This is a genomic window from Paucihalobacter ruber, assembly GCF_006494535.1.
In the GTDB taxonomy this organism is placed as follows: domain Bacteria; phylum Bacteroidota; class Bacteroidia; order Flavobacteriales; family Flavobacteriaceae; genus Paucihalobacter; species Paucihalobacter ruber.
On the sequence record NZ_VHIQ01000004.1, the window covers coordinates 70,480 to 89,639 of the forward strand.

The window sequence follows — 19,160 nt, forward strand, 5'->3', positions numbered from 1 at the left end:
AAGTAAATGCTAAATGTGTTTTTTATAGATGTTTAATGCTATATCACTAACTTTGCCCAAAAGATGCTATATATGAAATATTTTCTTACGCTTATTTCGTTTCTATTATTGTTGAATTGCAAACAAGAGAAACAAACCATAAAACTTCAAGACGGCATTTATAGAGGTGTTTTGGAGCTTCAGGATAATGAGATATTACCCTTTAACTTTGAAGTAAAGTCAGATTCTACAGTAATTATTTTTAATGCAGAAGAACGTATTGAAATCAATGACATTAGTTACAAAAACGATTCAGTATTTATAAAATTCCCTGTTTTTGAAGGTGTTTTGGTTGCTAAAATTGAAAGTAATGAGTTAAATGGAGTTTTTATAAAAGAATCGGTTGAACGCGTGGTGCCATTTAGTGCAGAGTTTAATAATTCGGTGAGATTTTTTGCAGAAAATGCAACCAATACCAATATTGAAGGTGTTTGGGAGACCATTTTTAGCGAAGGTACTGATGATGCTTATATTGCTAAAGGTATTTTTTATCAACAAAACAATCATGTTACCGGAACTTTTAGAACTACCACAGGCGATTACAGATTTTTAGATGGTGTTTTAGATGGCGATACTTTGAAATTATCGGCTTTTGATGGTGCTCACGCTTTTTACTTTAAAGCGAAGGTGACCGATAGTACTATGAACGGTTATTTTTACTCAGGAAATCATTGGAAAGAGCCTTTTACTGCCAGGATTAATCCTAATTATGAATTGCCTGACGCTTATAGTTTAGTTCAATTAAACGATGATTATAACACTGTAGATTTTAGTTTCCCTAATGCTAATGGCAATATCGTTTCCTTAAGCGATGATTTATTTAAAGATAAAGTAGTAGTAGTTCAATTAATGGGAACCTGGTGCCCTAATTGTTTAGATGAAAGCCGATATTTTTCCGATTATACCAATAATAGAAAATCAGATAATGTTGAATTTGTTGCTTTGGCTTTTGAGCATGATAAAACTCCTGAGCAAGCATTTGAGAAAATTAATAAATTGCAAAACAGGTTAAATTTAAAGTATCCAATTTTGTTGGCACAATACGGAGGTATAAATAAAAAGTCGGCGCAGCAAAAATTACCTATGCTAAGTGAGGTAATGAGCTACCCAACGATGATTATTATTGATAAAAAGAAGAATGTTAGAAAAATACTAACCGGATTCAACGGTCCGGCAACAGGCGATAAGTTTACCGAATTTAAAAATGAATTTGAGTCTTTTCTAGCTGAGTTAGCTGTCGAGTAACTTAAGAAATATAATTCCAGATATTTTTGTATTTGCTCAACGCACGATAGGTTTTTAAAATAGGGTAGTGCTCGGATTTTTTTAATGCTGGATCGTCTTTAAGTATTTGATGTGCGCAAAATCTGGCATGTTTTAATAAATCCTGATCTTTAATAATATCGGCTATTTTTAACTGTAATACGCCACTTTGCTGGGTACCCATCATATCGCCGGGTCCACGAAGTTTTAAATCTACTTCGGCAATTTCGAAACCGTCGTTGGTTCTGCACATGGTTTCCAATCTTGTTTTACTGTCGTTACTTAGCTTGTGGCTAGTCATTAAAATACAATAACTTTGTTCTGCACCTCGACCAACACGTCCTCTAAGCTGGTGTAATTGCGATAAGCCAAACCTTTCGGCGCTTTCAATCACCATGACGCTGGCGTTTGGAACGTTTACGCCTACTTCAATAACTGTCGTGGCAACCATAATCTGGGTTTCACCCTTAATAAAGCGTTGCATTTCATAGTCTTTATCGGCGGGCTTCATTTGGCCGTGTACAATAGATATTTGATATTGCGGCATTGGAAATTCTCTCGAAATACTTTCGTAGCCATCCATCAAATCTTTGTAATCCATTTTGGCACTTTCCTGAATAAGCGGATACACTACGTATACCTGACGGCCTATTGCGATTTCATCTTTTAAAAATTTAAACACCTTGAGACGATTGTTATCAAACCTATGAACCGTTTTAATAGGTTTTCTACCTGCAGGTAGCTCATCAATCACCGATAAATCCAAATCGCCATAAACACTCATGGCCAAGGTTCGCGGAATAGGTGTGGCCGTCATGATTAATATATGTGGTGGAGTAGAAGGTTTGTTGTCTCGATCTTCTTGCACTGATCGTGATGGACCTTTTTTCCAAAGTTTGGCGCGTTGTGCCACACCAAAACGATGTTGCTCATCTACAATGGCGAAGCCTAAATTGTTAAATTGTACCTTGTCTTCAAGCAAGGCGTGTGTGCCAACTAAGATCTGTAATTGGCCATTTTCGAGTTGTTCATGAATTATTTTTCTATCTGAAGTTTTAGTTGAGCCAGTAAGTAATGAAATTCTGATATTCAATTTTTTACACCAATCACTTAATCCGTTGTAGTGTTGAACTGACAAAATTTCAGTCGGTGCCATTAAACAGGCTTGAAAACCGTTGTCAAGTGCCATTAACATTGACATAAACGCCACAATGGTCTTGCCCGAACCAACATCGCCTTGCAGTAACCGATTCATTTGTGCGTTACTGCCCAAATCTTTCCTGATTTCTTTAATAACTCGCTTTTGCGCATTGGTTAATTCAAATGGTAAATGATGTTGAAAGAAGTCGTTAAAATAGTTGCCAACTTGCGTAAACGGATGACCTTTAATTCGGTTTTTATGAATGATATTTTTTAAAATTAATTGCAGCTGAATGTAAAATAACTCTTCAAATTTTAAACGAAATTCAGCCCGAGAAAGTAGGTTTTGATTTTTTGGAAAATGAATATTTAAAAGCGCTTCAGATTTTGAAATTAAACCTTGAGAATTTAATAGCTCGGTTGGGAGTGTTTCTTCAAACTTTGCCTTGGTTTCTAAAAACAATTGCTGCATAATTTTTGAAACTACCCGATTGGTGATACCTTTATTAGATAGGTTTTCGGTTGATGGATAAACAGCCTGCATGGCTGTGCGTAAACTTTTATCGTGTTCTTGCTGTAATTCCATTTCAGGATGCGGCATATTGTAAATACCGTTAAACCAATTGGTTCTTCCGAAAATTACATAAGGCGTATTAAGCTTAATACTTTCTTTAATCCATTTAATACCTCTAAACCAAACCAGCTCCATGGTTTCGGTGTCATCCTTGAAGGTTGCCACCAGTCTTTTGCCTCTTTTTTGAGAAACTTCCTGAAGGTTAGTTATAACACCAATAATTTGAATTTCAGAACTATTTTGTTCTATTTGATTGATTTTGTAATATTTGGTGCGGTCTATGTACCGGTTTGGGAAGAGGTTGATAAGGTCCTGATACGTGTGAATACCCAATTCCTTACGCAGTAATTCTGCGCGATTTGGGCCAACGCCTTTTAAATAATCTATGGGAGTTTGCAAATTCACACTCATAAAGCGAATTTACCAAATTCTATCGGACGCAGGAATCTGTAATTAAAGGATTATTCAATTTTAATTAAAAGCCATAAAATTTGTACTTTGGCTTAATGCTTGTTTTATCTGTATTTATGAGAAATACTTTCTTAATGCTGTTAGTGTTTTATGCTCAATTTTCATTTGGCCAGCAAACTCTTGATATTGATTTTAAAACGGCGTCGGCAATATTGCATATAGATTTAGATTCCGCTGGTGTTAGCGGCAGTATCGGTTATACCTTTGATGTAAAAAACAAGATTGATACGCTTAAGATTGATGCGCATAAAATGCACATTCACAAAGTAATTTTGAATAAAAAACCGGTTGATTTTGAATACAATAATAGCCAAATATATATTGTAAATCAAATGCAACCGTCAGTTGATAACACCCTTTTAATCAGTTATTCAACACAACCCAAACAAACACTTTATTTTTTTAAAAAGGAAGACCATTTTAATGTTTGGTCGCAAGGTCAAGGTAAATATACAAGCCACTGGTTACCTAGTTTTGACGATGTCAATGAAAAGCTGATATTTAATTTTGTTTTTACAACAGATTCGAATTACGAACTCATTTCTAATGGTGATTTGACTTCAAAAATTCCCGGGAAGGATGGTAAGACAGATTATTTTTACAAAATGAAAAGTCCAATGTCGAGTTACCTTGTAGCTCTGGCAATAGGAAAATATCTCAAAAAGACTGAAACCTCCACGAGTGGTATCCCGTTAGAATTCTATTATTACCCCGAAGATTCTCTAAAATTTGAGTCTACGTATCGCTACAGCAAACAAATGTTTTATTTTTTAGAGTCTGAAATTGGAGTTAAATATCCCTGGCAAAATTACAAACAAGTACCGGTTCATGATTTTCTGTATGCCGGTATGGAGAATACCACATTAACCATATTTTCAGATAGATTTGTAGTGGACGAACGCGAATTTTTAGACCGAAATTACGTTAACGTTAATGCTCACGAACTAGCGCACCAGTGGTTTGGAAATTTAGTGACTGCAAAATCGGGTAAGCACCACTGGCTTCAGGAAGGATTCGCTACTTATTATGCCTTATTAGCTGAACGCGAAGTTTTTGGTGAAGATTATTTTTATTGGCAACTCTACCAATATGCCAAACAACTAAAAATTCAACAAGAAGGCGAATTGGCAACGCCGTTATTAGACAAGAAGGCTAGTAGCTTAACCTTTTATCAAAAGGGCGCCATAGTGTTACATCTGCTGAAATCAAAAATAGGTGATAATGCTTTTAAGCAAGCTGTTGCAAATTATTTAAATAAATATGCATTTAATTCAGCTGATAGTAACGATTTTATAAAAGAGGTTGACGTAATGACATCTGAGAATTTAGAGGAATTTTTCAATAAATGGCTGAATGAAAACAGTTTTGATTACGAACAAGTACTTGACGTTTTAAAATCACAAAGCACATTAATTTTAGATTTTGAATTAATTGATTGCGAAGTATTTCAGTCTAAATGCAGCGAATATTTGTCGATGCCTCTGCATCCAAAGATCAAAGCTAAACTAGTTGCACAAATGCCTGAATTGATAAAGCCGGAGCATTTTAAGGAATCCCACGAAGTAAGGTTGAGCATTGTTACACGACTCAACACGATAGCATTAGAATTAAAACCTAATTTTGAATCGCTTTTAGATGACGAGTCTTACATCATAATTGAACAAGCTTTGTATAAATTATGGATGAATTTTCCCGAAGATCGAGCAAAATATCTTGATAAAACAAAAAGGCTAAAAGGTAATAACAACTATAACATCAGATTACTTTGGTTGGTTTTAAATTTAAATACAGTTAATTACGATGCTGAATATCAGCAAGAATATCTCGATGAATTAGTCGGTTTTAGTTCAGATCAATATCATTTTGAAACACGTGAAGCGGCTTTTGGCTATTTGAACGCCATTGGTTACTGGAATGAAGCGGCGCTTCAAAATTTAAAGTCAGCTAATAATCATCCCAATTGGAGATTTAGAACAACCGTTAGAGACTTAATAAAAAATCTAAAAAACAACAAAGCCTTAAAACCGTATTTAGAAGACAAGGAATAAAATTAACACATTATGAAAGCTTTGGTAATTTCAGGTGGAGGAAGCAAAGGTGCATTTGCAGGTGGCGTAGCTCAATATTTAATTGAAGATAAAAAACACCGGTACGACATGTATGTAGGTACTTCTACAGGAAGTTTATTGGTGTCTCATTTGGCCATGAGTAAAATTGAAGAGATTAAATCTATTTATACCAGTGTTAATCAAAAATCTATATTCAGTTCTTGTCCTTTCGTAACCAGGCATAAACATGGCACCATTACAGTTGGTATTAATCATTTCAATGTGCTTCTTAATATTTTAAAGGGAAGTAAAACATTTGGTGAAAGCTACAATTTAAGAGCGCTTATTAAAGACTCACTAAGCGAATCGTGCTTTGAAGATTTAAAAAATTCAGGTAAAGACGTGGTGATTACGGTTTCTAATTTATCGCTAAATCAGGTTGAATATAAAAGTTTAAAAGACTGTACTTACGAAGATTATTGCGATTGGATTTGGATTAGCTGTAATTATACACCGTTTATGTCCTTGGTCAAGAAAGGGGGTTGTGAATATGCCGACGGCGGAATGGGTTCCATGGTTCCAATAGAAGAAGCCATCAAACGCGGTGCAACCGAAGTTGATGCCATTATTTTACAAACCGAAGTTACCTATATCAACCGAATGCCTTCAATCAATGCGTTTTCATTAATGACCAATATGTTTGCCTTTATGCTAGATAGAATTGAGCATCAAAACATTAGAATTGGTAAATTTGTAGCCAGTCATAATAATGCCATTATTAATTTCTACTACACACCAACGGTGTTAACTACCAATTCTTTAATTTTCAATAAAGATAGTATGACTACCTGGTGGCAACAAGGTTATCATTACGCAAGAACAAAAGATCAACAAACTCAAAAGAGCGATTTAGAATAACTTTACCAAAGTTCGCTAACTTCTTTTTTAATAAATGATAAAGCTGCGCTACTTGGTGCTTGTTTGTCCATTAACTCGGTTAAAACCACTTCGCGTAATTTGTTGGCAGTATCAGTTTTTTCGAGCATAGCTGCTTTTCTTATTAACTGAATAGTAGCGTTTTTCGCAGCAGTGATAATACTCCAGCAATCGTCTGTTACATAGATTTGCTGTGATAAGTTATGCTCAAATTCTTGTTCAATCGTCGCTATAAGTAAAGACTCGTAACTTTCTTTATTTGAGCTGGTAGGAGTAACTCTAATCAATAATTTAGACGGTGTAATTCGCTCGAGAAAAAGCGCCATACGTTCGTAAGCTTGAAGTCGAATAGGAAAGGCTTCTTTTTGAATTTCCCTTTGTAATTGATAGCGTCTACGCTGGTATTCGTTTTCTATATGTTGTTTAAAAAAGTAGTAAGCAATACCTCCGGTAATAATGGCAGGAATGGCATACAAGGCTAAGTCGAATAATTTTTCTGTATCCATGATATTAATTTGGTTACGCAATAATAAAAATTTCTTCTGTAATAAAAAATTTCTAGTTGTTGAGATAATCCATCGTTAGCCGAACAAATGATTCTACACCCAGTATTAATCCGCTTTCATCAATATAAAAATCGGGTGTGTGATGTGGGTACGATTCTTGAGTTCCTGAAGCCATTCCGCCAAGGAAAAAGTAAAATCCCGGAACTACTTCCTGAAAAAACGAAAAATCTTCACCGCCGGTAGTGGCTTTGGTTAATTGAACATTTTCTTCGCCTGCTACTTTTTGTAGCGAAGGCAACATTTTTTCAACCAAATCAGGATCGTTATAGGTGATAGCTGCGTTATTTTGAAAGGTAATTTCGGCCTCGCCACCGTAAGCTTTTGCCAAGGTGGTCACCATTTCGGTCATGCGTCTTTCAATTAAACTGCGCATTTGGGGATCCAGGGTTCTTACAGTGCCAATCATTTCGGCAGATTCGGGAATGATATTAAACCTTGTACCGGCTGTAATTTTTCCAACGGTAATAACGGCAGCTTCATTGGTTAATTTGGCCTCACGGCTTATGATAGTTTGCAATCCGTCAATAATTTTAGCAGAAATCAATATAGGGTCAACGCCCGACCAAGGTTGCGAACCGTGAGTTTGTTTGCCTTTTACATTAATTACAAATCGCTCTACCGAGGCCATAATACCACCCGTTTTGTACCTAATGATACCAACAGGCGTTTCAGAATTGATGTGCAGTCCAAAAATGGCATCTACTTTAGGATTTTCCAGTACACCTTCTTTAACCATCAGTCTTGCACCGCCTTCCTCACCCGGTGGCGGACCTTCCTCAGCAGGTTGAAAAATAAATTTTATAGTACCGTTGATTTTGTCTTTGTGTTTAGACATCACTTCGGCAACACCCATTAAAATGGCGATATGCGTATCGTGACCGCAAGCGTGCATAACGCCGGTCTTCGTTCCTAAAAATTCGGTTACAACTTCAGATTTAAATGGTAAATTATTGCGCTCAGTTACAGGTAAGGCATCAATATCGGCTCTTAATGCAACTACTTTCCCGGGGTTTTCTCCCTTTAAAATGCCAACAACTCCGGTTTTTGCAATGCCTGTCTCCACTTCTAAGCCTAAATCGCGAAGATGTTCGGCAATTTTTTCGGCGGTTTTATATTCTCTGTTTGATAATTCAGGATTTTGATGAAAATACCTGCGCCATTCAATGACTTTCTTTTCAATGTTAGAAATATCATTTTGGAGTTGACTTTGCGAAAAGCCAAACGCACCAATAGCTAAAATCAAAACCAGTACTTTTTTCATTTTTTAGGGTTGTTGGTTAATTTGATAAATATATTCAAATTATGCTTTATTGCAGTGTACAATGCTTGAATTGTTCATAATTATTCATAAAACTGTTGTGCTAAAAGCTATGGTTTGGTTAATTTCACGGTTTAAAATTTCATTAAAGTTTTGGAGAAATATCTCAGTCAGTTGAACGATGCACAATTGGCACCAACTACTCATGTAGATGGGCCATTAATGGTAATTGCCGGCGCAGGTTCGGGTAAAACACGGGTTTTGACCTTTAGAATAGCTTATTTAATGAGTAAGGGCATTGACCCGTTTAATATTTTGGCCTTAACCTTTACCAATAAGGCAGCCAAAGAAATGAAAGCCAGAATTGCTCAAATCGTTGGTGAAAGTGAAGCCAAAAATTTATGGATGGGCACATTTCATTCGGTTTTTGCTAAAATTTTAAGAATCGAATCAGATAGATTAGGTTACCCCAGCAATTTTACTATTTATGACACGCAAGATTCTGAAAGGCTTATAGCTAGTGTTATTAAAGAGATGAATCTCGATAAAGATGTTTATAAAACAAAACAAATCAGATCTAGAATTTCATCATTCAAAAACAGTTTAATTACCGTTAGGGCTTATTTTAATAATCCTGAGTTGGTTGAGGCCGATGCCATGGCAAAAAGGCCCAAAATGGGAGAAGTCTACAAAAATTACGTAGACCGATGCTTTAAGGCTGGTGCTATGGATTTTGATGATTTATTGCTTAAAACCAATGAATTGCTAACCAGATTTCCCGACGTGCTGGCGAAATATCAAGACCGATTTAGATATATCTTGGTAGACGAGTATCAAGACACCAATCACTCTCAGTATTTAATAGTGAGAGCTTTGGCCGATAGATTTCACAATATTTGCGTGGTTGGAGATGATGCCCAAAGTATTTATGCTTTTAGAGGCGCCAATATTAACAATATTCTCAACTTTCAACGAGACTATTCCGATGCAGAATTATATAGATTAGAGCAAAATTACAGATCGACAAAAACTATTGTCAATGCTGCTAATAGCATTATTTCACATAACAAAAGTAAAATTGATAAAGTTGTTTGGACAGCCAATGACTCCGGAAATAAAATAAAAGTAAATCGTTCGTTAACCGATGGTGATGAAGGCAGATTTGTTGCCAGCACTATTTTTGAAATGAAGATGAACGAGCAGCGCAACAACAAAGACTTCGCTATTTTATACCGAACCAATGCCCAATCAAGGGCTTTGGAAGACGCGCTAAGAAAACGTGATATTCCTTATAGAATTTATGGCGGATTGTCATTTTATCAACGCAAGGAAATTAAAGATTTACTGTCGTATTTGCGATTAATCATCAATCCGGCTGATGAAGAAGCCTTAAAGCGCGTGATTAATTTTCCGGCGCGTGGTATCGGGCAAACCACAATCGATAGACTTATCATTGCTGCCAACCAGCAAAACAAAACCATTTTTGAAGTTTTAACCGGTTCTAATTTAACCGAAATTGGATTAAATGCAGGTACAAAAGCCAAGTTGAATGATTTTGTAATCATGATTCAGAGTTTTCAAGTGATGAATCAAACGGCAGATGCTTTTGAACTCGCCGAACATGTGGCAAAAACATCGGGTGTTATTAGAGAATTTAAAAAAGATGCCACGCCCGAAGGTGTTGCAAGGGTTGAAAACTTAGAAGAGTTACTCAACGGTATCAGAGATTTTGTTGAAGGTCAAAAAGAAATAGCCGATACCACAGGTTCGTTGGCAGAATTTTTAGAGGATGTAGCGCTTGCAACCGACTTAGACCAGGAAGATACCAACGACGATCGGGTGGCGCTAATGACCATTCACTTAGCCAAAGGATTAGAGTTTCCTTACGTATTTATTGTAGGTTTAGAAGAAGATTTATTCCCCAGCGCCATGAGTATGAATACACGAGCCGAACTTGAAGAAGAGCGCCGTTTGTTTTACGTGGCCTTAACCAGAGCCGAAGTACAGGCATATCTTACCTATACCTTGTCGCGCTATCGTTGGGGAAAATTAATCGATGCCGAACCAAGCCGATTTATAGAAGAAATAGACCAACAATATTTAGATATTATCACACCAATTCAGGAACAGCGATTTAACCCTATGTTAAGTGCCGATATTTTTGGCGATGTTGAGCCTGATGTGGTACGATTTAAAAAACCTCAAGTTAGAAAAAAAGAACCTGCACCACCAAAATTTGTTGCCCCTAAAAACCTAAAGCCCATATCTAAAGCTTCTTCAGAAAGTGGAACTACTAATTTGTTTGATAATAAACTGATTGAGGGTAATATTGTGTCGCATCTTAGGTTTGGTAAAGGCAAGGTTTTGAGTATTGAAGGTAAAGGTACCGATACAAAAGCCGAAATTAATTTTGAGCACGGCGGCGTTAAAAAACTCCTGCTAAAGTTTGCAAAACTTGATATCATTGGATAATTATGGCAGAGTTTATTAAACTATATAACGAAAATCCCAATCCTAAGCAAGTTGCCCGAGTGGTAGAGGTATTAAGACAAGGTGGTTTGGTTATTTATCCAACTGATACGGTTTACGGCTTGGGCTGTGATATTACCAACATCAAAGCTTTAGAGCGTATAGCGAGAATTAAAGGCGTCAAACTAGAAAAAAGCAATTTCTCTTTTATTTGTTACAGCTTAAGTGATTTAAGTGATTACGTAAAACAAATAGATACTTCAACTTTTAAAATTTTAAAACGGGCGCTTCCCGGACCGTATACTTTTATTTTACCGGGCGCCAAAACGTTACCACATCCTTTTAAAAAACGTAAAACGGTTGGTATTAGAATACCTGATAACAACATTACCTTAGAGATTGTAAAGCAACTAGGCAACCCTTTAGTCTCAACTTCCATTAGAGATGAAGATGAAATATTAGAATACACCACAGATCCTGAGTTAATTCTTGAAAAATGGGATAATTTGGTTGATTTGGTAATTGATGGCGGTTATGGAGATAACGAGGCATCAACTGTTATTGATTTATCTGTTAGTCCACCAGAAATAGTAAGAGAAGGAAAGGGAAGTTTAGAGATATTCTGAGATTTTTTTTAAAAATATATAAATAAAAAAACCCAATCCGTAAAGATTGGGTTTTTTATTTTAAAGGCTATGACTAATCGTTCCCAGCCGATAATTCTTTCATTTCTTCCTCAATCATTTCGTAGAACTGATCGATTTTTGGTAATACCACAATGCGTGTACGTCTGTTAGCGGCACGGTTCTGTGCAGTATCGTTAGGCATCAATGGCTGATATTCAGATCTACCGGCGGCAATTAATTGCTGTGGGTTGACGCCTAAACTTTCTAAAACTCTAACAACCGAAGTGGCGCGTTTCACACTCAAATCCCAGTTGTCTAACAATACATCACGCTTGTAAGGCACATTATCTGTATGTGCTTCTACCATTGCTTCAAAATTAGGACGGCTGTTAACTACTTTAGCCACTTTGCCAAGAATTTCTTTTGCACGGTTGGTTACGTTGTAGCTTCCGCTTTGGAATAACAATTTATCGGCTATAGAGATAAATACAACGCCTTTTTCAACGTTAATTTCAATGTCCGGATCGTCAAGACCAACTTCCTTCTTTAACGCAGTTACAACAGCTAGAGTAACGCTGTCTTTTTTAGTTAAAGCATCTTGCAATCTGGTGATTTTGATGTCTTTTTCTCTTAAGCTTTCAAGAGATTTTTCAAGGTTTTCAGCACCTTTTTGAGTTAAGGTAGTTAAATTACCTTTGGTGTCGATTAAATCCTGATTGGATTTACGCAAATCGGCTAATTGGTCTTTTAAACCTTCAACTCTTGCGTTTGCCGCAGCGGCATCGGCCAAGCAAGTATTTAATTTAACAGTTGCCGAATTTAACAAGTCTTGTGTTTCTTTGTGTTTGGCTTCGAGTGCTGCATATTCTTTTTTAGAGACGCAAGACCCCAAAACAAACATAGAAACCAGGCTCAATAACATTAGTTTTTTCATAATTGGATAAATGATTAATTTAGTTGTTTACAGCTACAAAATTATACAAAAAATATGCCGTAATCGCAAGGTTTAATAAAAACATTAACAATATTATAAACGGTGATATGTTTTTTGATTTAAAACAAAGTATTTCCAAACTATAGATTTAATTTTGAAATAGTTAGATTTTTGTATATTTTTTTTTCTCCATCTAAAAAGCTGTGGTAATTTGACATAAAAACTAAGATGTGCTCTTAGAATAGCATTAATGTGGGCAAATTGAAGCTTAACTAAAAATCTCATAGCTGCTAAACCATCTAAAATCAACCTAGAAAGAATAAGAAAGAATATATTTCTATCAGCATTTTTTACCAAAGTATATAAGCTGTTTCTAAAGTTTAAGTAGGTTTTTTTCGGATTGATATTTTGCAAGGTACCACCGCCAAGATGATAAACCGAAGATTCGCCAACATAATAAACCTTTTGGTTATTGTTAAAAAGACGCCAGCACAAATCTATTTCTTCCATGTGTGCAAAAAAACTTTCATCAAAACCATGATGAGATTTAAAAACTTCACTTCTTATAAAAAAGCAAGCGCCCGATGCCCAAAAAATTTCTGAGGTATCGTTAAATTGACCATGATTGTTTTCAATCGCCGTGAAAATGCGCCCACGACAATAGGGATAACCAAATTTATCGATAAATCCACCCGCAGCTCCGGCATATTCAAATTGTGTTTTGTGGGTGTAATCCAAAATTTTAGGCTGAATTACGGCAATAGTATTATCTTTTTTGAATTGATTTAAAATGGGTTGAATCCAGTTAGGCGTCACTTCAACATCGTTGTTTAGCAAACAGAAGATATCGGCTTTGATTTGCTTTAAACCATGATTGTATCCACCGGCATAGCCATAATTATCTTCTAGTTTGATGATTTGAACCGATGGAAAATTTGAAATTACGTAAATTACAGAATCGTCAGAAGATGCATTATCAATCACATAAATATCAGCATTGGTACTGTGTTCAACAACCGAAGGCAGAAACTGTTTTAAAAGCTTGATTCCGTTCCAGTTTAATATGGCTATTGCTATTTTCACTAATTAATTTTAAAGGTTGTTGTAATTTGGTAAGGATTCTAAAAAATTGTAGCGTTCGTTTGCTAAATCCATTTCGCAATAATAGTGATTTAAACCGTTGGTTACCATTAAATATGTGGCGTTTAAACTCAGGTTATAGCGGGCAATTTGGTCGAATACCTGCTGATTGATGGTTATGTTTGGAGCTTTGCACTCCACAATTAAAAATATGCTGCCATCGGTATTAAAAACCACAATATCATAACGTTTGGTAAGTTGGTTAATGGTTAATTTTTTCTCAACATTGATATGAGATTTAGGATATTTTTTCTCGTTCATTAAAAATTGAAGACAATGCTGACGCACCCATTCTTCAGGTTGGAGTATCACAAATTTTTTACGTATATCATCAAAAATAGCTGGCTTATTTTCTTTATTTTTGAATCGGAAGGAATACGATGGGAAATTAAGTTGTTGCAACTTTTAAGCGGTTTAAGATTCAAATTTAAACTACTAAATTTAAAACGCAAAGTCTTATTGTATTAATTACTTTCACACCTTACAAAACCTAGAATAAATTAAGCTTTGGACGAAGTTAAACAACTGGTAACCGATATTCAACAAGGTAGCATTAAACCCATTTATTTTTTAATGGGTGAAGAGCCTTATTATATTGATAAAATTTCGGAATACATTGAGAACAATATTTTAGACGAAACCGAAAAAGGTTTTAATCAAATGGTTTTGTATGGCTATGATGCAGATATTGAAACCATTGTAAGTAATGCGAAGCGCTTTCCTATGATGGCCGAAAGGCAAGTTATTATTGTTAAAGAAGCTCAAGAACTGTCAAGAACTATTGAAAAATTATCCGATTACGCTACAAACCCACAGCCATCAACGGTTTTAGTACTTAATTATAAATATAAAACCATTGATAAACGCAAAGCATTATATAAAGCAATTTCGAAAAACGGACTCATTTTTGAAAGTAAACCGCTGTATGAAAATAAAGTACCCGACTGGATTAGGCGAGTGCTACAATCTAAAAACTATACCATTGTGCCTAAAGCGTCTCAAATGTTGGTAGAATTTTTAGGCACAGATTTGAGCAAAATAAGTAACGAGCTTAATAAATTGCAAATAGTATTGCCCGAAGGTACCCAAATAACTCCAGAACATATTGAGCAAAACATTGGGGTAAGTAAAGACTATAACAATTTTGAGCTACGCAAAGCCATTGGGGAACGCAATGAGCTAAGGGCATTTAAAATTGTTAATTACTTTGCCAACAATCCAAAAGACAATCCGTTTGTGGTAACTGTTTCTTTGTTGTTTGCCTTTTTTTCTCAGTTGTTACAACTTCATGGTCTACAAGATAAAACTCCGCGTTCGGTAGCGTTGGCTTTAAAGGTAAATCCTTACTTTGTAAACGATTATATAACAGCAGCCCATAACTTTCCAATGAAAAAAGTAAGCGAAGTTATTAGCGTTTTAAGAGAATTTGATGTAAAAGGAAAAGGTGTAGGTGCTAATAATATTCCTCAGGGCGATTTACTTAAAGAGCTTTTGGTTAAAATTTTTAGATAAGTGATGAGAATTTTGATTTTTTGCTGTTTTGCTGTCATATTACTTACTTGTAATCAAAAACCTAATTTGCCTGATCCGTTGGAAGCGGGTTGGAAAGGTGAGAAGGTTTGTGAAGTGGTTCATGAAGATGATGACATTCGAGTTTTAAAATGCACATTTCCGCCCAATGTAGGTCACGAATGGCACAGACATCAGCCGCATTTTGGTTTTGCACTTAGTGGTGGTACATTTAAAATAAAAGATGACAAGGGAACCAGAACAGTTGAAGTAAAAACTGGAACAGCTTTTTCAAATCAAGAAGTAACTCAGCACGAAGTTTTAAATATTGGCGATAGTACAGCTATCTTTCTAATAACAGAGCACAAATAAAAAAAACCTGCTTACACAAGGCAAGCAGGTTTTTTGCTAACTAACTAATAATTTGCTATTAATCATCTAATAAGTCGGCGTAGTCTTTTATGCGTTCTTTAATTTGATTGGCTAAATTTCTGTTACCATCGTTGTCGCTTGGGCTTATTTCAATAATACCGTCTCCGTTGTTATCAGTGGCATTTGAAAGATTTACAGTGCTGAACAATCCTGCCAGATTAAATTCGATGATCACGCTGTTAAAACCATTTGAAATATCTAAGGTTTGATTGCTGTCTTCGTAATCAATTTCAATTTCCACTTCAAAATTATGCCAGAAAACGAAAGGAACATCATTAATTGTACCTTCAATAAGAATGGTTTTCCCAAATAAATCACTCGATGGATTGGTATTTCGGTCGAATTCAAATTCTATTTCTTCAAAAACTACATTTTGAGGTACCTCAACAGTGGTAATAGTATTTACACCTGTAAGTACATCAACTTCAAACGGACCTCTTAACTCTATCTCGTCATCACCATCGTAAAAACCGTTGAATTGGCTACAATCAAAGTTATTGTCATCGTCGTCGTCATCGTCGTCGTCACAAAAATCATCATCAAATTCAAGTTCAATTTCTTTGATGTTGATTTTAAACTTAGTTACATCAACAATAGCATTTGTGCTTCTGCCTAGTCCGTTAAAACTAGTCACCGCCTTAGTTTTGATAGCGAGTGCCGCAGTCTCAAAATTATTGTCGTCATTGTCGTTTGAGCAAGACGTTAAAGCAAAAGATGTAATTAAAATTGCAAAAAATAAATTTAGGTGAGATTTTAAAGGTTTCATAATTTTGTTTTTAATGATTTATTATGAAACAAGACAGGTCTTAAAACTCCTACCCTAAGAAATAAAAAAAATTAATAAAAATTTTTAAGTAGCTGAATTTGTGTTACATATTCGTATTGTAAATCTTCATGAAGTACCTCTATTTTTTTCTCAAGTGCTACAATTTGTCGTTCGTAGAGATTTCTTAAGGTAGTATTTTTATGAATTGATGGTTCAAGCTCATTCAATTGGTCGCAGAAAAAGAGTAGCAATTCGACTTCGGTTTCTATTTTATTAGAGTATTTTGAAAAGGTGCGAATTTGCCTCAATATTTTCCTGATAGTTTTTTTCATGTAATGATAACTGTCTGTATTCATGCTAATGAAAATCTCTTCCAAATTTTCTTTTACAGCATTAATGTAGGCATCTTCATTATGAGACTCGAATAACAAATAGGTGAGTAGTGCTTTGTTTTCGGTTTTGTACTTTGCAAGTCTTAGACAGAGTTCTAACAGCTCTTCACGTGATTGAAACTGGAGTTCTTTTCTAATTTTGACGATGCTTTCGGTTTTCAAGATTGCTGATAAATAAGTAATTTAATTATTTTAAGATGGTTGTAGTCTCTCTATAAATTTAGTTTTATAGGTTTGACCAATGGGTATCTTTAGATGGTTAATTGAAATTGTGTTTCCTTCAACAAGGTTAATCAAATTTTTGTTGACAACAAAAGATTTGTGGCATCTTAGGAAATAGTCCGGTAATTGATTTAAGAAGTTGGTTAGTGTATTATTGGAGACGATTATCTTTTCTGATGTATGAATTTTAATGTAATCTCCAAAAGCCTCAACCATTTGAAGTTCTTCTAAATTGACTTGATGAATTACTTTATTAGATTTTATAATAATATGTTGCGCTAATTTGGTTTCTGGTGTAGCGATTTTGTCTGAAACTTTATCTAATGCGCTCATAAAACGCTCAAAAGCAATAGGTTTTAATAAATAATCTGTGGCATTAATTTCAAAAGCTTCTACGGCGTATTGCGGATATGCAGTGGTAAGAATTAACTCGGGTGGATTATCAAGTTGTTTATAAAAGTTTAACCCGGATTCGCCCGGCATATTAATATCTAAAAATATGAGATTGGTATCGGGATGAGTCTTGAGTGCTATTTTGGCCTCGTTCGCGTTAAAGCAAATGGCTTTTATTTCAACAAAGTCTACCATTCCAATAAAATGTTTCATAACGGCCTGCGCTGCCGGTTCATCATCTACAATGATACATTTTATGGGTTTGTTAGTCATTTAAACTGTTATTAGTAATTTCACTTTATAGAAAAGGGAATCTTTTTCTATTTTAATACTGTGTTTATTGGGGTAAATCATGTTTAAATTATCTATAGTATTCTTTAAACCAACACCCTTGTCTTTAGTTTCATGATTTTTAAATGCTGAAATTACGCTATTTTCTATTTGAAATTGAACAGAATTTTCTTTTTGATCAAGTGAGATTGTGATAAAGTTAATACCTTTTAGATTGGTGCCACCGTGCTTATAAGCATTTTCAAGTAATGGCAATAATAACATTGGATAAATTGGAATGTTAGCATTTTCAATTTGACTCGTAAATGTTATGTTTAAGTCTGGAGCATTTCGGTTTTTTTGAAAGGCAATGTAATTGTTAATTAGTTCAAGCTCTTGTTTTAGAGTTACGTTATTAGTGTTAGCATCATAAATAACGTACCTCAAAATATCGGATAATTGCAAAACCGCGTCCTTTGTATCGCTGCGCTGCTCGAGAGACATGGCATAGATAACATTAAGTGCGTTAAATAAAAAATGCGGATTAATCTGCGCACGCAAAGCTGTTAATTGCGATTGTGTGATTTGATGCGCATCTTTTATTAGCTTGTTTTGTGCTTGGTTGAAATAAAACCAATCTTCGGCTAATTTAATTAAAGTGCTAATAAATATAGATGTTATTAAAATAACTGTAAATGACGTATTGATGTGATACGAAATGAAGAAATAATTTTTAAAGAGATTATTAATAATGGCGTCAAAAAACCATTCAAAACAAAAAACATATAGAACAACTAGACTTATAAGAGACATAAGATATAACAAGTAGCGCTCTCTTTTAAGAAATGGTGGAATTAGCGCGTATAAATTAATGCTGATGGGTATAACTAAAGCAATAGTATAGGCCAATGTGTAGAGGTAATCAACTTTTAACGCAGCCTCGTTTTTTGTGAAAATAAATAACAGAACTACATAGATTAAGCACCACAAGAAGATGTTAAACACAAACGGATTGTGGTGCTTAAATTTAATGAGGTATGGCTGAATATTAAAGATCAACCGGAGCTAGTTTATAGGTTTCAGAATCGCTCCATTTGTTTTCTAAATCGCTTTTAACAAACTTTACTAAAAACTGATACAATTCTTGAGATGAAGCTGTTAAGACTAGTGTTTCGTCAACACCAACTCTTTCGTGTTTGAGTTTTAGTTGTTCTTTTGAAAGAAGTTCTTCTATGGGTTTTTCGTCTAGCCATTGCAATTCAATAACGCCATCTTTTTGTTTGTTAAGTTTGGCAACTGAATGTGTTTTTAACAAATGCTGAAGTGCCAAAGCATTACTATCGCTATCATCATACGCGATAGGCGTAAAATCTATAAAAACATGGTTTTCTACCTTAAATGGCACTGCTAAGAAAGTAGCTTCTTTTCCGTTTTTATTCTGATTAACAACATATGCCTGGTTATATTTTTTTAGAGCTTCGATATCTTGTTTAGAATATTTTTTAGCATCATTATTATCTTTTTCAAAAGCTTCTTTAAAAGAGAGTATTTCCCAACTACCATTTTTGTTATCGGTAAAATTTCCTAATAGTGACGAATCAAAACTAATGACGTCACTTGTGTAAAAAGGCTGAATAGATTTAACTATACAAGATTGCATTACTAATATTAGCGCCAATAACATGACGTGTTTTGTAACTTTCATAACTGGT

At 34.9% G+C, this 19,160-nt stretch carries 18 protein-coding genes; 7 read left to right on the top strand and 11 right to left on the bottom strand.

Features of this window, described 5'->3' with window-relative positions:
* Window positions 1-72: 72 nt before the first annotated feature.
* Entirely contained in the window at window positions 73-1,284 is a 1,212-nt protein-coding gene (locus FJ651_RS09120; protein ID WP_140990207.1) for a peroxiredoxin family protein, read from the top strand.
* Between the two features lies 1 nt (window position 1,285).
* Here the strand turns inward: FJ651_RS09120 and recG are convergent, their stop codons facing one another.
* Entirely contained in the window at window positions 1,286-3,427 is a 2,142-nt protein-coding gene (recG, locus tag FJ651_RS09125) for an ATP-dependent DNA helicase RecG (RefSeq protein WP_140990208.1), read from the bottom strand.
* Window positions 3,428-3,543: 116 nt separating this feature from the next.
* Here recG and FJ651_RS09130 point away from each other — a divergent pair, with 116 nt between their 5' ends.
* The gene (locus FJ651_RS09130) at window positions 3,544-5,535 is read left to right on the top strand and encodes a M1 family metallopeptidase (protein WP_140990209.1); all 1,992 of its coding nucleotides are present in this window, start codon (window positions 3,544-3,546) and stop codon (window positions 5,533-5,535) included.
* 12 nt (window positions 5,536-5,547) lie between these two features.
* Complete coding sequence (locus FJ651_RS09135) at window positions 5,548-6,453, top strand: patatin-like phospholipase family protein (RefSeq protein WP_140990210.1); 906 nt, start codon at window positions 5,548-5,550, stop codon at window positions 6,451-6,453.
* A 2-nt stretch (window positions 6,454-6,455) separates the two neighbouring features.
* On the opposite strand, the gene FJ651_RS09140 is transcribed toward FJ651_RS09135, so the two are convergent.
* Both FJ651_RS09140 and FJ651_RS09145 read right to left on the bottom strand, forming a co-directional pair.
* Entirely contained in the window at window positions 6,456-6,977 is a 522-nt protein-coding gene (locus FJ651_RS09140; RefSeq protein ID WP_140990211.1) for a DUF7935 family protein, read from the bottom strand.
* 52 nt (window positions 6,978-7,029) lie between these two features.
* Entirely contained in the window at window positions 7,030-8,298 is a 1,269-nt protein-coding gene (locus tag FJ651_RS09145) for an amidohydrolase (protein WP_140990212.1), read from the bottom strand.
* A gap of 150 nt (window positions 8,299-8,448) precedes the next feature.
* On the opposite strand from FJ651_RS09145, the gene FJ651_RS09150 reads away from it, so the two are divergent.
* Window positions 8,449-10,767, top strand: a complete 2,319-nt coding sequence (locus tag FJ651_RS09150) for an ATP-dependent helicase (protein WP_140990213.1) — start codon at window positions 8,449-8,451, stop codon at window positions 10,765-10,767.
* Between the two features lie 2 nt (window positions 10,768-10,769).
* Window positions 10,770-11,390 carry an L-threonylcarbamoyladenylate synthase gene (locus tag FJ651_RS09155; protein WP_140990214.1) on the top strand — a complete coding sequence of 207 codons (621 nt, stop codon included), beginning with the start codon at window positions 10,770-10,772 and terminating at the stop codon, window positions 11,388-11,390.
* A 73-nt stretch (window positions 11,391-11,463) separates the two neighbouring features.
* On the opposite strand, the gene FJ651_RS09160 is transcribed toward FJ651_RS09155, so the two are convergent.
* The 3 genes from FJ651_RS09160 to FJ651_RS09170 form a co-directional block, all read right to left on the bottom strand.
* Window positions 11,464-12,324 carry an OmpA/MotB family protein gene (locus FJ651_RS09160; protein WP_140990215.1) on the bottom strand — a complete coding sequence of 287 codons (861 nt, stop codon included), beginning with the start codon at window positions 12,322-12,324 and terminating at the stop codon, window positions 11,464-11,466.
* 93 nt (window positions 12,325-12,417) lie between these two features.
* On the bottom strand, window positions 12,418-13,407 hold the full coding sequence (locus tag FJ651_RS09165) for a glycosyltransferase family 2 protein (RefSeq protein WP_140990216.1): 990 nt from the start codon (window positions 13,405-13,407) through the stop codon (window positions 12,418-12,420).
* 9 nt (window positions 13,408-13,416) lie between these two features.
* Window positions 13,417-13,866 carry a type I restriction enzyme HsdR N-terminal domain-containing protein gene (locus FJ651_RS09170; RefSeq protein WP_140990217.1) on the bottom strand — a complete coding sequence of 150 codons (450 nt, stop codon included), beginning with the start codon at window positions 13,864-13,866 and terminating at the stop codon, window positions 13,417-13,419.
* Window positions 13,867-13,971: 105 nt separating this feature from the next.
* Between FJ651_RS09170 and holA the strand changes: the two genes are divergently transcribed.
* Both holA and FJ651_RS09180 read left to right on the top strand, forming a co-directional pair.
* Window positions 13,972-14,976: a DNA polymerase III subunit delta gene (gene holA / locus FJ651_RS09175; RefSeq protein WP_140990218.1), complete on the top strand. Its 1,005-nt coding sequence runs from the start codon at window positions 13,972-13,974 to the stop codon at window positions 14,974-14,976.
* 66 nt (window positions 14,977-15,042) lie between these two features.
* Window positions 15,043-15,345 (top strand): cupin domain-containing protein, encoded by a 303-nt coding sequence (locus FJ651_RS09180; RefSeq protein ID WP_246085341.1) that lies wholly within the window; start codon window positions 15,043-15,045, stop codon window positions 15,343-15,345.
* 58 nt (window positions 15,346-15,403) lie between these two features.
* Here FJ651_RS09180 and FJ651_RS09185 read toward each other — a convergent pair whose 3' ends face one another.
* From FJ651_RS09185 to FJ651_RS09205, 5 genes are all read right to left on the bottom strand, one after another.
* The gene (locus FJ651_RS09185) at window positions 15,404-16,171 is read right to left on the bottom strand and encodes a hypothetical protein (RefSeq protein WP_140990219.1); all 768 of its coding nucleotides are present in this window, start codon (window positions 16,169-16,171) and stop codon (window positions 15,404-15,406) included.
* Window positions 16,172-16,242: 71 nt separating this feature from the next.
* Entirely contained in the window at window positions 16,243-16,725 is a 483-nt protein-coding gene (locus FJ651_RS09190; protein ID WP_140990220.1) for a hypothetical protein, read from the bottom strand.
* Window positions 16,726-16,755: 30 nt separating this feature from the next.
* On the bottom strand, window positions 16,756-17,451 hold the full coding sequence (locus tag FJ651_RS09195; RefSeq protein WP_140990221.1) for a LytR/AlgR family response regulator transcription factor: 696 nt from the start codon (window positions 17,449-17,451) through the stop codon (window positions 16,756-16,758).
* Window positions 17,452-18,507, bottom strand: a complete 1,056-nt coding sequence (locus FJ651_RS09200; RefSeq protein ID WP_140990222.1) for a sensor histidine kinase — start codon at window positions 18,505-18,507, stop codon at window positions 17,452-17,454.
* Window positions 18,497-19,153 (bottom strand): hypothetical protein, encoded by a 657-nt coding sequence (locus FJ651_RS09205; protein ID WP_140990223.1) that lies wholly within the window; start codon window positions 19,151-19,153, stop codon window positions 18,497-18,499. Before FJ651_RS09205 ends, FJ651_RS09200 begins: the two co-directional genes overlap by 11 nt.
* Window positions 19,154-19,160 lie beyond the last annotated feature (7 nt).